A 12,249-nucleotide genomic window follows, 5' to 3' on the forward strand; every position below is an offset into this window, starting at 1 on the left:
CGACCCCGGTGGGGTAGTGTTCCATCTCGGTTCGAGGGCCTATAGCTCAGGCGGTTAGAGCGCTTCGCTGATAACGAAGAGGTCGGAGGTTCAAGTCCTCCTAGGCCCACTCCCGTGCCGAAAGGGTGATCGGAATGAGGGTTCTCGCACTCGTGGGAACCGGGATTCTGATCGTTCTCGGAATCGCTCGCATGCTTCGGAGCGAAGACGAATGGCACGCGGTTCCCAGTTGCTGACGCGGCGGACGGGGCCTTAGCTCAGTTGGTAGAGCGCTGCCTTTGCAAGGCAGATGTCAGGAGTTCGAATCTCCTAGGCTCCACAAGAAAATATTCAGGTAGAGGGCGTTTCCGGGATTCCGGAAGCGCCCTTTCTCTGTTGCTGCCCCCGATGGTGCGCCTACATCCCACACTCGAAGGATGACGCCTCGCCTCTCTCCGCGACTCGCCGAGATCGTCGCGGCCCTGCCTCTGGAGCCGCACCTGAGGGTGCTGGAGATCGGCTGTGGGCCCGGGGCCGCAGCGCGTGCGGTCGCCGAACGGTTGACCACCGGACACATTCTCGCTCTCGACCGGTCCCCGGTGGCGATCGACCGGCTGACGTCGTCGTCTGGAGATCTGATCGCTGCGGGCCGGTTGAGGGCGCGCTGTGTCGCCGTCGAGGACTTCGTCCCGGGCGTGGACGAGGAGCCGTTCGACCTAGTCTTCGCAATCAGGGTCGGCGCCCTCGACGGACGGCACCCCGAAGCCGGTAGGGCAGCTCTGGCACGCATCGCGGCGGCGACGCGCCCGGATGCGCGACTGTTCATCGACGGTGGTGAGCCGTTGAGGGAACTTCCGATCCCGAGAGGATCGTGAAGAGTCCCTAATCGGTGCACCGTTTCACGTGAAACATCAGGAGAGCGCGGTGGTGAGGACTCTTCGGATCGAGGAGCGCACCTCGTCGAGCTTGCGGCCGGATTCGATCAATTCCGTTCCCTTGTGCACGAGCGCGGTGACGAGCTCGGCATCGAGTTCGGGATCCGCGACTCCGAGGGCCCGCAGCGACTCGACGAGGGGGAGGACGAGGTCCTGATGCATGGCGTGCATGCTCTCGTCACTGAACGCCTGAGGGGTGAAAGCGGCGAGAGCACCGACGATCGCGTGCTCTCCCTCGGCGACCAGCTGCAGATTGACGTCGATGTACGTCAGCACCCGCTCCGTCGGATCGGACACCTTCTCCATCGCCTCGATCACGCGCGTGTTCCAGCGCGGGAACATGTCGACGACGACCGCGTGCAGCAGGTCGTCGCGCGAATCGAAGTAGTTGTAGACGCTCGACCGGGCCAGACCCGCACGACGCGCCACGTCGCCGAGTGAGGGTGCCTGTTCCGGTTTCTCGGCGAGGAGTTCGAGCGCTGCGTCGAGGAGGGCACGGCGCTGCGCTGCGCGGTGCTCCGCGACCGTCGCTGCGGAAATTTTCGGCACCGCCGGCCCTCCTCGTTCGGCTGTCGACCGTTCAGTCGTGTGGTCGAAGTCTTCCGTCGACCATCTCGAGCACGCGGTCGCAGTGCCGCAGGATTTCGTGGTCGTGGGTGACCATGATCGTAGCCACTCCACTGGTGTGGGTTTCCCGTGCCAGCAGTTCGACGACCTCGTGGCTGCGTTTTCGATCGAGGGCGGCGGTGGGTTCGTCGACGAGCAACAACGACGGTTCGGCCATCAGGGCCCGCGCGATGCCGACACGTTGACGCTCACCGCCCGAGAGCTGCCCGGGTCGCCGATGGGCGCGGTGCCCCATACCTACCGAGGCGAGCAGCTCGTCAGGGTTCCGTCCGGGGCGTCCGGCGATCTTCTCGACGAGGAGCAGTTGATCGCGCGCGGTCAGGGCGGGGAGGAGATTGCCGGACTGGAATACGAAGCCGACCCGCTCTCGGCGCAGCTTCGCGGTCGCCCGCGGGTCGAGTGCGGTCACCTCGATACCGTCGACACTCACGGTGCCGGAAGTGGGTCGGCTGAGGCCACCGGCGACCGCCAGCAGACTCGATTTGCCGGCACCGGACGGCCCGACGACGGCGACCAGCTCACCCGGCTCGACGCCGAGGTCGACGTGATCGAGGGCGTGGACCGTGCTGTCGCCGTCGCCGAAGGACAGGCAGACGTCGGACAGTGCGAGGCCGGTGGAGGTGGTGACGGTCATCTGTTCTCTCCCAGGGCAGCGAGCGGATCGACACGGACGATGCGGACCACGGCGAGGGCGGCGCCGAGCAGGCCGAGGACGACGAGCAGAACGGCACCTCGAGCGACGGGGCCGGATTCGAGGACGAACGGCATGCCGCTGCCCTCGAGGCCCGACCCGAGTCCGAGACTGACGAGCACGCCGACGGCCACGGAGCCGACGAGCACGATCACGGCCTGCAGGAGGGCGTCGCGCAGGAGGAATCCGGTGGAGGCGCCCATCGCGCGGAGGACGGCGATCTCACGGCTGCGCTGCACGGTCCAGATCGTGAAGAACGCTCCTACGACGAGGGCTGAGATCGCGTAGAGGAAGGCGGTGATCATCGACATCGTCATCATCTCGGCGCTGTAGCCGGGGGAGGAATCGAACGATTCCTCCAGGGTCTTCGCTGTCGTACCGGCTGCTGCGTCACCCGCGGTGAGATCGGGCAGTGCTCCGTCCACACCCTCGATCGCGACCACACTGGCTTCGGTGTACGCGCTCGGAGGGACCTGCTCACCGAGCCGGACACCGGCGTGGATCTCCTGCCAGGTGCTCAGGGGAAGGTAGGCGACGTCGACGTGACCGAAGGTGCGCTTGTCGGAGGTGAACCCGACGACGTCCAACCGGGTACCGAGACGATCGACGACGATCGTGTCGCCGAGTTCGACGCCGGTGGCGCGGGCGCTGTCGCTGAGGACGACATCGGTGTCACCACCGAGCGGCGCCCCCTCGGAGACCGAGGGTTCGAGGAACGAGCCCGGCCGGATGCCGAAGAGTGTGAGGTCCACGGGGACCCCGCTCTCGGTTTTCGCGTTGACGATGGTGTTGCCGAACAGTTCGGCGCGAGCGACGTCCGGGCGGGCACGCCAGGTGTCGGCCTGGTCTTCCGTGACCACGGATCGGGAGAATGCGGAGTCGGCCTTGGTTCCTTCGGCGAAGGCGAATGCCTGCACCGGTGTGCGCTGCAGTGCGGAGACGCCGTCGACGACGAGACCGGACGACAGACCGGACAGGATCACCATGAGGATCGAGATGAGCGCGACGACGGCGCCCATCAACAGGAAGCGGGTGCGCGCGAACCATAGTTCGCGCATGGCAAGAAACATGTGGAGTCCTTCGTGGGCTGGACCGGGTATGTGCCCAATCTTCTCGACGGCACGTCGATATCTTACCGACGCTCTGTCGTTATATTCGGTGATAGTTACTACATGGGGTAGTAATCGCAGGTGAGGGAAGTATTCTGACTTCATGGCCGAGGTGAACACCGTGATGCGCATGCGCGCGGTCTTCGTGAGCGGAATCTCGGCCGCACTGAGCATCGCCGCGCACGCCTTCGCCGGCGGAGCGATTCCCCACCAGGACGCCCTGGTATTCCTCCTCGGGCTTGCCTTCGCTGTCGGAGTCCTCACCGGCAAAACCAGGCTTCCGGTGCCGCTCGTCCTCGTCCTCGGGCAGGTCGCCGGCCACCTCGTGCTGGGACTCCACGACGGTCACCTGCACACACCGGGATCCGGAATGATGTCCGCCCACGCGGTTGCAGTCCTCCTCGCCGCAGTATTGGTACGGGGTGCCGAGAAGGGCTGCGAAGCAGCACTCGCAGCGCTGCGCCGGATCGTTCCCGAGACGTACCGCACGCTGCCCGTGGCCGTCGCCGAACCTGTCCCGACGATCCACCGCCCCGATATCGGTCCCGGCGTACTACTCGTCGGCGGAACCGGCAGCCGCGCACCTCCCGTTGTTCTCCGTTAGGTCAACCTTCTCGGTCGCCGCCGCCGGCGACCGCTCGTTCCGTGTGCCCGCAGAGGCACCGACACTTACGGAGAATCATGAAGAAGACCATGTTCGGCACTGCGATCGCCGCAACGGCCCTGCTCGCCGCCGCCTGCGGTTCCGACACCGGCACCACCGACTCGGCCGAGGCCGTCGTCGTGTCCGAAGCCTGGGTCAAGGCATCCGACACCGGGATGACCGGTGCCTTCGCCGAGATCGAGAACACCGGCAGCAGTGACGTGCACATCGTCGGCGCGTCCAGTCCTGCATCCGCCACCACGGAACTGCACGAGATGGTGTCGTCCGGCGGCGCCTCGATGGTGATGCAGGAGATGGGGGACGGGCTCGTCATCCCCGCGGACACCGTGCACAGCCTCGCGCCCGGCGGCGACCACCTCATGCTCATGGACCTCGTGGAGCCTCTGCGACCCGGGAGCACGGTGACCTTCACACTCGAGTTCGCGGACGGATCGACCGAGGAGTTCACGGCCCAGGTCCGCGACTTCGCCGGGGCACAGGAGGAGTACGTGCCGTCCCACGACGGGGCAGCCCACGATGGCTAGGTTCACTCGACGCACCCTGCTCGGGGGCGGTGTCGCCGCGCTGGGTGCAGCAGGACTCGGCGCGGTCGGAGGTGGGACGGCGGTCGCGTCCCGCATCTCCGAACCGATCGGCGCGCGGACCGTGGAGATCCACGGCACCCATCAGGCCGGTATCGACACCCCCGCGCAGTCCTTCGCGTCGTTCGTGGCACTGGACCTCGCCGAGGGTGTCGATCGTGACGGGCTCGTCGGGATCATGCGGGTGTGGGCCGAGGATTCGCGGCGACTCACCACCGGGACGCCGGCGCTGGGCGACACCGAACCCGAACTCGCCGTCGACCCGGCCCGGCTGACGGTCACGGTCGGCTACGGTCCCGCGGTCTTCGACGCCGCGGGCCTGACCGACCGACGACCCGCGTGGCTGAAGCCGCTGCCGGCCTTTCCGATCGACCGGCTCGAGGAACGATGGTCCGGCGGCGACCTGCTGTTGCAGGTCTGCGCCGACGACCCGGTGACCGTCTCGCACGCGGTCCGCACACTCACCAGGAGTGTGCGATCGGTGGCGACGGTCCGCTGGATCCAGCGAGGGTTCCGGCGTGCGGCCGGCACGCGACCCGACGGGACGACCATGCGCAACCTCATGGGGCAGGTAGACGGCACCGTCAATCCCGCGCCGCACAGCCCGGACTTCGACCGGCAGGTGTGGAATCCGGGTGACCCGCCGTGGATGGCCGGTGGCACCTCGCTCGTGTTACGCCGGATCCGCATGGAACTCGACACCTGGGACGAGCTGGACCGTCCCGCTCGGGAACTCGCCGTCGGCCGGCGACTGTCGAACGGTGCTCCGCTGACGGGTTCGGAGGAACACGACGACGCCGACTTCGAGGCCACCGACCGGTTCGGTATCCCGGTGATCCCGCCGGAATCGCACGTCGCGCGGGCACGTCCCCGCACCGGCGACGAGCAGTTCCTGCGACGGGGTTACAACTACGACGACCAGGACGGCGCCGGATTGCTGTTCGCCACCTATCAGGTGGACGTGGACCGTCAGTTCGTCCCGGTGCAGCAGCGCCTCGCCGAGCACGACGCGCTGAATCCGTGGATCACGCCGATCGGGTCGGCGGTCTTTCTCGTCCCTCCGGGATTCGGTCCGAAGGGGTATCCCGGCGACACCTTGCTGGGTGACTGAGACAAGACCGCGACGTATGTGAAATCGAGGTCTAGCCTCGATGGTGTGACCGAGATTACACAGATACGTCAGGGTTTCGCGTCGCTGCGGGAAGGCGGCCTGAACTGGGACGCCTTCCCGCTCCGGCTCTTCGCGAAGGGCAACGCAGCGCACTGGGATCCGATGGACATCGACTTCTCCCACGACGCCGAGGACTGGGCGTCGCTCAACTCGGAACAACGCCGCAGTTCGACCTATCTGGTCGCGTTGTTCGTCGCCGGCGAGGAGGCCGTCACGCAGGACATCCTTCCGTTCCTCCGCGCCATGGAAGCGGAGGGCCGGTTGGGTGACGAGATGTACCTGACCCAGTTCTGCTACGAGGAGGCCAAGCACGTGCAGGTGTTCCGTCGCTGGATGGACACCGTGGGACTGACATCCGACCTGCACCCGTTCGTTGCCGAGAATCCCTACTACCGGCGGCTGTTCTACGAGGAACTGCCGCACAGCCTGCGCGTGCTCGATCGAGATCCGTCCCCGGCCAATCAGGTCCGCGCGAGTGTCACCTACAACCACGTCATCGAGGGCAGTCTCGCGCTGACGGGCTACTACGCGTGGCAGAAGGTGTGCACCAAGTACGGGATCCTGCCGGGCATGCAGGAGATCATCCGGCGGATCGGCTCCGACGAGCGCCGGCACATGGCCTGGGGCACGTTCACCTGCCGACGGCATGTGGCAGCGGACGACTCGAACTGGAACGTCGTGTTGCAGCGGATGGAGGAGTTGCTTCCCCTCGCGACCGGAATGATCCAGTGGCAGAACGAGCAGTTCGACGAACAGCCCTACGGTCTCGACAACGACGAGTTCATCTCCTATGCGGCCGACCGGGCACAGAGACGGCTCGGCGCAATAGAATCCGCGCGCGGACGCCCGCTGGAGGAGATCGATCTCGATTTCGCTCCCGCCGTGCTCGAGGACCGTTTCGGGGACGAGGACGCCGCCGCGCTCGCTGCCGTTCCGGCCCCCGACCGCACCCCGGCGGACTGAGCAGGGTCGATCGGAGGCAGGAGATCGATCAGAGCAGCATGCCGGCGAGGATCGCGATCAGCACGAGAACGGCGACCACCCCGATGGCGACCGTTCTCGTGTTGCCGGTGTTCTCGTCTGCGGTGCCCGTGGTGAGCACCGGAACGGGTGCGGCCTCTTTCCTCGCGGCTCCGCGGTTCTCGGCGGTGCTCTCGGCCCCGAGACGTCTCTCCTCGAGTTCGCGCAGCCGAGCGAAACCGCCGGTGAGCACGTCGGTTTCGTCGTAGGAAGGTGGAAGTCCGATCCGGGTCTTGTTGGTCTCGCGTGCCGGCGTGAATCCGGCCGCGAGGATCGCGGCGCCGAGCGCCGCCGTCTGTTCCGGGCCCGGCCCGACGAGGCTGCGCACCGTGAGCTTCGTGGCGAGGCTGTTCGCGATCTCCTGGATGTGGGTGCGATCTCGTGCGACGAGACCGTCGCCCATGACGACGACGGCCTCGAGATTGTCCGGTATCCAGCCGAACGATCCGAGGGCCGTGGCGAGTTGGGCCGCCGGGGACGGAGCGCCCTGAGCGGGGGTGCGGTAGGCCTTGCCGGCGGGCACGCCCGAGCGTACGAGGGTGACGGTCGAGCCGCCGTCGTCGAGATGGAAGACCCCCACGAGTTGGCCAGGGGTCTCGGAGATCTCGGAGGCGTACCAGGCGGCGGCCGCCTGCGCATCGGACACGAGATCCACGTGCCGCAGATTCGCGTAGTCCAGGGCGGCACGCAAGGTCGCGATGGTGTCCGGATCCCAGTGCGACGGGTAGGTGGCGGCGTAGCCGGGATCGCTGTCCCTGTCCATGCCACCAAAGGTCGGCAACGGGTGGCACTCCCGCAACAGGCAGTGGATGGCGGTGGCCATCGCGTCCTCGGCGCGGTACATGCGACCGTCGCTCGCGGTGATGCCCGAGGCGTCGCCGACCCGCGTGAGGAAGCCCGCGATCGTGCGTGCTTCGTCCCCGTGCGCCACGCTGCCGAGCGACGTGTTGCCGTCGTGGTCGACGTGCAGGACGGAGTCGCGGGCGAGGACGACAGGGTCGGGAGTGCCGGGTTCGTTGGATGCGATGACCGCCGTGGACACGACTCGCCCGATCCGGAGGCCGACACCGATTGCCATGTCTTCCCTTCCTCGAGAGGCTGCTCGTCCGTCGTGCTGCCGAGGACCCGACTCGCTCCGGGTGCGCCGGACAAATGCACCGCTTCGGGCGCGAAGAACGATTGTGGCAGACAGGGAGGGAAGTGCCGACCTTACTTTCCGGTAAGTACGTGTTACAGTCCGTACCGCCGTGACGAGGGACACACGGTTCCGGTGGATCCAGGTGGAGGAACAACATGGTGGGGCGTGCTCGGAAGTGGATGGCCGCGGCGGTGACGACGACCGTTCTTGCCGGCGGAATTCTCGGAACCGCGGCGACAGCGGGAGCCGAGACGGACTTCTATCTCCCGCCCGACCCGCTGCCGACGGGTGCTCCCGGCGACGTCCTGCGCACGGCACCGTCCGATCTGGCATTGCGCGCACCGGTCGCCGACGGCATCTTCCCGGGTCAGGGCACCAAGCTGCTGTACCGCAGCAACGACGCCAAGGGCGCACCCGACGCGGTGAGCGGCACCTACATCGAGCCGTCGACGCCGTGGAACGGTCCCGGCGACCGGCCGCTCGTCGCGCTGGCCGTCGGTACCCACGGTCAAGGTGATCAGTGCGCGCCGTCCCGCAATCTCGGCGCGCTCGTCAACTATAATCCGCCCCTCGACTTCTTCACCGAGTACGAGGTGCTGTCGATCAACGCGCTGCTGCTGCGCGGCATCGCCGTGGTCGTCACGGACTACGACGGTCTCGGTACGCCGGGGCACCACACCTACGTGAACCGCGCCGCCGAAGCCCACGCGGTGCTCGACTCGGTGCGCGCGGCGCTGAAGCTCGAGAACGCGTCGGTGACCGAGAACAGCCCGGTCGGCCTCTTCGGTTACTCGCAGGGCGGCGGCGCGTCGGGCGCTGCGGCCGAGCTCGCTCCCGAGTACGCCCCCGAACTGAACCTCGTCGGCGCCTACGTGGGTGCTCCGCCCGCCGACCTCGTGGCCACGTTGAAGCAGATCGACGGCACGCTGCTCACCGGTGCCATCGGGTACACGATCAACGGCCTGGCCGACGCCTACCCGGAGATCCGCGACGAGATCGACGCCGAGATCAGTGATCGTGGCCGCGAGATGCTCGCGGCCGTGGCGAACCAGTGCGTCCCGGAGACGGTCGCGAATTTCGCATTCCAGCGCACCGGCGACTACACCCGCACGGGTGAGCCCCTCGATGTCGTGCTCGACCGCCTGCCCCAGGTCCAGAAGATCCTCGCGGAGCAGCGCATCGGCAACCGCACGCCTGCCGTGCCCGTCCTCCTCCAGCACGGCACGCAGGACGACACGGTCCCCTACGGTCAGGGCCGTCAGCTGGCGCTGGACTGGTGCGATCAGGGCGCGACGGTGCAGTTCCTGCCCAACACGACGCCGCCGATCCTGCCCGGCTTCATCATCAACCATGCGGTGCCCATGATCGGCGGACTGCCCGACTCCGTCGCGTACATCGAAGCGCGACTGCGCGGTGAGCCCGCACCGTCGAACTGTGGAGCCTTCTGACGATCCTTCGAATCCGCAATCGATCCGGCCCGCACTCCCTTCCGGGGGTGCGGGCCGGATCCTTGTGCAGGGTCTACACCGAGTGACGGGTGTCGATGATCCGGCGTGCGACGTTCGTCTCGGTCGACGGGCCCGGTTCCCAGCGGGAGATCCACGGACCGGTGCCCTCGCTCGGATCGAGCACACCGCGCTCGAGCCACTCGTATCTGCCCTCGAGAACGCCGGCCGCGGTGCGCCGGTCCTCGGCGTCGGTGTTCGTCCACAGCGCGTCGAACAACTTCTCCACGCGCAGTCGCGACTGCTTGCAGAAGGCGTCGGCCAGTTCGAAGGCAGAGTCGGCTCCCGGATGCCCGTCCACGCGTTGCCGTTCGGCGCGCACGCACACGGCGGTCGCGGCGAACAGTTCGCCTCCGATGTCGACGATCCGGCCGAGGAAGTTCTCCCGCTTCTCGAGTCCGGCCTGCCAGCGGGCCATCCCGTAGAAGGTCGAGCGGGCGAGCTTGCGCGAACTGCGTTCGATGTACCTCAGATGCGGCGCCAGGAAACCGAATTCGTTGTAGGTTCGCGGTAGTTGCCCCTTGCCGGCGACGAGCTTCGGGAGCCACCGGGCGTAGAACCCGCTCGCCCGTACCGCGGCCTGCGCCTTCTCCTTGCCCGTCGAATCGGGGTCGGCGAGTTCGCCGGCTGCGCGCAGGTGGGCGTCGACCGCCTCGCGGGCGACGAGGAGACGCATGATCTCGCTCGACCCCTCGAAGATGCGGTTGATCCGCAGGTCGCGGACGAGTTGCTCTGCGGGAACGGCCCGTTCGCCGCGCGCCGCCAGCGACTCGGCGGTCTCGTAGCCGCGTCCGCCGCGGATCTGCACGAGTTCGTCGGCGATGAGGCATCCCATCTCGCTCGCCCACAACTTCGCCAGTGCCGCCTCGATGCGGATGTCGTTGCGCTGTTCGTCGTTCATCTGGCCCGACAGTTCGACGACGGACTCGAGTGCGTAGGTGGTCGCGGCGATGAACGAGATTTTCGCGGCGACGGCCTCGTGCTCACCGACCGGCTTGCCCCACTGCACCCGCTCCGACGACCATTCGCGGGCGATCTTCAGCGCCCACTTGCCGGCACCCGAGCACATCGCGGGGATGGCGAGGCGACCGGCGTTGAGCGTCGTCAACGCGATCTTCAGCCCGTCGCCCTCACGTCCGATGAGGTTCTCCTTCGGAACCCGCACCTTGTGCAGCCGGGTCACGCCGTTCTCGATGCCGCGCAGGCCCATGAAGGAGTTGCGGCGTTCGACGGTGATGCCGGGTGAATCCGCTTCCACGACGAAGGCGGAGATCCCGCCGCGATGGCCCTCGCTCTTCGGTACGCGGGCCATGACGACGAGCAGTTCGGCGACCACCCCGTTGGTCGTCCACAGCTTGACGCCCTCGAGTTCGTAGGCGCTGCCGTCCTCGACCGGGATGGCGGTGGACGCGAGTCGGGCGGGGTCGGACCCGACGTCGGGTTCGGTGAGCAGGAAAGCCGAGATGGCGCCGCGCGCGCATCGCGGCAGGAAGCGCTGCTTCTGCTCAGGGGTGCCGGCGAGCTTCAGCGGTTCCGGCACACCGATCGACTGATGGGCCGACAGCAGCGCGCCGATGCTGGGATGCACGCAGGCGACGACCGTCAGGGCCCGGTTGTAGGCGACCTGCGACAGCCCGAGGCCGCCGTACTCCTGCGGGATCTTCATGCCGAAGCAGCCGAGTTCGGCCAGCTCGCGGACGTATTCGTCGGGTATCCGCGCGTCGCGTTCGATGCGGCCGCCGTCCATCGAACTGCACGCGGCGCGCAGGCGTGCGAGGAACTCCTCGGTACGGGAGTCCTCGTCGGGTGTCGGTCGCGGGAAGGGGTGGACGAGGTCGAGGGTGAGCCGTCCGAGGAACAGTTCCTTCGCGAAGGACGGCTTGTTCCACTCGGATTCGCGCGCCTGCTCCGCTACTTCACGAGCCTGCCGCTCGGTGACCTGTGGGGTTCGGACATCGGCGCTCTCTGCCATGACTGCCTCCGGGTCGCGTGCCTACTGGTGAGTATGCACCCGGATGTGTCTCTTATCACAGGTTCGGGCGAGTCGATCATGAAGCAGTCGGGGTATGAACTAGATCACTACCGCGGAGGTCGTCGGGGACGTGCGGGTACTCCCGGACGCGCCTACGCTCGAATCGTCACCGACGACGTGCCCCGCCCGTCACTCGCCGATCCCCATCGCGGATCGGAACGGAGGTGGCCATGGAATTCCTGGCCTTCGTCCCCGTCCTGCTCACTTTCCTCGGCGCGCTCTACTTCGCGGCGTGCCTCATCGTCGACCGCGAGATCCGATCGGCGGAACGAGAATTCGGCACCGCGGACGGCGATCAGGCCTCCGAGGTGTCGGTGGACTCGGGGGAGACCGGCGTCGAGGCGGCCTCGTCGGTCGTCGTCGCCGCGGACTCCGCGGGCCGCACGCGCGGCGGTTCCGGAGCGATCGGAGGGTGATCCGGCCGTCGTCGCCGGTAGAACACGACCCCGCCTGCGGCCACGACGGCAACCGCGCCGGCGACGACGAGACCGAACCGCCTGCCCGTGCGCTCCGGACGAGAGGACGACTTCGCGGCACACCGCTCGGCCGCGGCCCGCCGGGCCACCGAGAGCAGTTCGCCCGCGACGTCCAGACCCTTGCGTGCTGCGAACAGTCCGGCCGCACTCGAGCCCTGCGCGAGAGCTACCGCGCCCTCGCCGGCCACGCGGAGAGCACCCGCGAGATTGCCGGATTCGTCGTGGCGTCGCACGAATGCCGGAAGCCACTCGTCGTCGGTCTCGGCATGAATCAGCTTGCTCATGCGTCCACTCTTCCATACCGCCCGGACCTGTGGTCGT

At 67.6% G+C, this 12,249-nt stretch carries 12 protein-coding genes and 2 tRNA genes; 8 read left to right on the forward strand and 6 right to left on the reverse strand.

Annotation, left to right across the window (positions count from 1 at the left end):
- The first annotated feature begins 35 nt into the window (after nucleotides 1-35).
- From BO226_RS20545 to BO226_RS20555, 3 genes are all read left to right on the forward strand, one after another.
- Nucleotides 36-109 (forward strand) — tRNA-Ile (locus BO226_RS20545).
- A 137-nt stretch (nucleotides 110-246) separates the two neighbouring features.
- Nucleotides 247-319 (forward strand) — tRNA-Ala (locus BO226_RS20550).
- Nucleotides 320-416: 97 nt separating this feature from the next.
- On the forward strand, nucleotides 417-854 hold the full coding sequence (locus BO226_RS20555; protein WP_064256040.1) for a class I SAM-dependent methyltransferase: 438 nt from the start codon (nucleotides 417-419) through the stop codon (nucleotides 852-854).
- Nucleotides 855-890: 36 nt separating this feature from the next.
- Here BO226_RS20555 and BO226_RS20560 read toward each other — a convergent pair whose 3' ends face one another.
- From BO226_RS20560 to BO226_RS20570, 3 genes are read right to left on the reverse strand one after another with little or no spacing between them, the layout of a single operon-like run.
- The gene (locus BO226_RS20560; protein WP_064256039.1) at nucleotides 891-1,463 is read right to left on the reverse strand and encodes a TetR/AcrR family transcriptional regulator; all 573 of its coding nucleotides are present in this window, start codon (nucleotides 1,461-1,463) and stop codon (nucleotides 891-893) included.
- 31 nt (nucleotides 1,464-1,494) lie between these two features.
- Nucleotides 1,495-2,175 (reverse strand): ABC transporter ATP-binding protein, encoded by a 681-nt coding sequence (locus BO226_RS20565; RefSeq protein WP_064256038.1) that lies wholly within the window; start codon nucleotides 2,173-2,175, stop codon nucleotides 1,495-1,497.
- Complete coding sequence (locus tag BO226_RS20570) at nucleotides 2,172-3,302, reverse strand: FtsX-like permease family protein (protein ID WP_064256037.1); 1,131 nt, start codon at nucleotides 3,300-3,302, stop codon at nucleotides 2,172-2,174. Before BO226_RS20570 ends, BO226_RS20565 begins: the two co-directional genes overlap by 4 nt.
- 142 nt (nucleotides 3,303-3,444) lie before the next feature.
- Between BO226_RS20570 and BO226_RS20575 the strand changes: the two genes are divergently transcribed.
- The 4 genes from BO226_RS20575 (at nucleotide 3,445) to BO226_RS20590 (ending at nucleotide 6,720) form a co-directional block, all read left to right on the forward strand.
- Nucleotides 3,445-3,945 (forward strand): hypothetical protein, encoded by a 501-nt coding sequence (locus tag BO226_RS20575; protein WP_064256036.1) that lies wholly within the window; start codon nucleotides 3,445-3,447, stop codon nucleotides 3,943-3,945.
- A 77-nt stretch (nucleotides 3,946-4,022) separates the two neighbouring features.
- Nucleotides 4,023-4,529 (forward strand): copper chaperone PCu(A)C, encoded by a 507-nt coding sequence (locus tag BO226_RS20580; protein WP_024102556.1) that lies wholly within the window; start codon nucleotides 4,023-4,025, stop codon nucleotides 4,527-4,529.
- Nucleotides 4,522-5,697, forward strand: coding sequence for a Dyp-type peroxidase (locus BO226_RS20585; protein WP_039584441.1), 1,176 nt, complete (start codon nucleotides 4,522-4,524; stop codon nucleotides 5,695-5,697). Before BO226_RS20580 ends, BO226_RS20585 begins: the two co-directional genes overlap by 8 nt.
- A 45-nt stretch (nucleotides 5,698-5,742) precedes the next feature.
- Complete coding sequence (locus BO226_RS20590; protein ID WP_016931505.1) at nucleotides 5,743-6,720, forward strand: R2-like ligand-binding oxidase; 978 nt, start codon at nucleotides 5,743-5,745, stop codon at nucleotides 6,718-6,720.
- Between the two features lie 28 nt (nucleotides 6,721-6,748).
- Here the strand turns inward: BO226_RS20590 and BO226_RS20595 are convergent, their stop codons facing one another.
- On the reverse strand, nucleotides 6,749-7,855 hold the full coding sequence (locus BO226_RS20595) for a hypothetical protein (protein ID WP_064256035.1): 1,107 nt from the start codon (nucleotides 7,853-7,855) through the stop codon (nucleotides 6,749-6,751).
- Nucleotides 7,856-8,070: 215 nt separating this feature from the next.
- Between BO226_RS20595 and BO226_RS20600 the strand changes: the two genes are divergently transcribed.
- Complete coding sequence (locus BO226_RS20600) at nucleotides 8,071-9,363, forward strand: lipase family protein (RefSeq protein ID WP_064256034.1); 1,293 nt, start codon at nucleotides 8,071-8,073, stop codon at nucleotides 9,361-9,363.
- Nucleotides 9,364-9,436: 73 nt separating this feature from the next.
- Here the strand turns inward: BO226_RS20600 and BO226_RS20605 are convergent, their stop codons facing one another.
- The gene (locus BO226_RS20605; protein ID WP_064256033.1) at nucleotides 9,437-11,392 is read right to left on the reverse strand and encodes an acyl-CoA dehydrogenase family protein; all 1,956 of its coding nucleotides are present in this window, start codon (nucleotides 11,390-11,392) and stop codon (nucleotides 9,437-9,439) included.
- Nucleotides 11,393-11,747: 355 nt separating this feature from the next.
- Complete coding sequence (locus BO226_RS20610; protein WP_071935975.1) at nucleotides 11,748-12,212, reverse strand: hypothetical protein; 465 nt, start codon at nucleotides 12,210-12,212, stop codon at nucleotides 11,748-11,750.
- Nucleotides 12,213-12,249: the final 37 nt, after the last annotated feature.

This window comes from Rhodococcus sp. 2G (assembly GCF_001886355.1).
GTDB lineage: Bacteria > Actinomycetota > Actinomycetes > Mycobacteriales > Mycobacteriaceae > Rhodococcus > Rhodococcus pyridinivorans.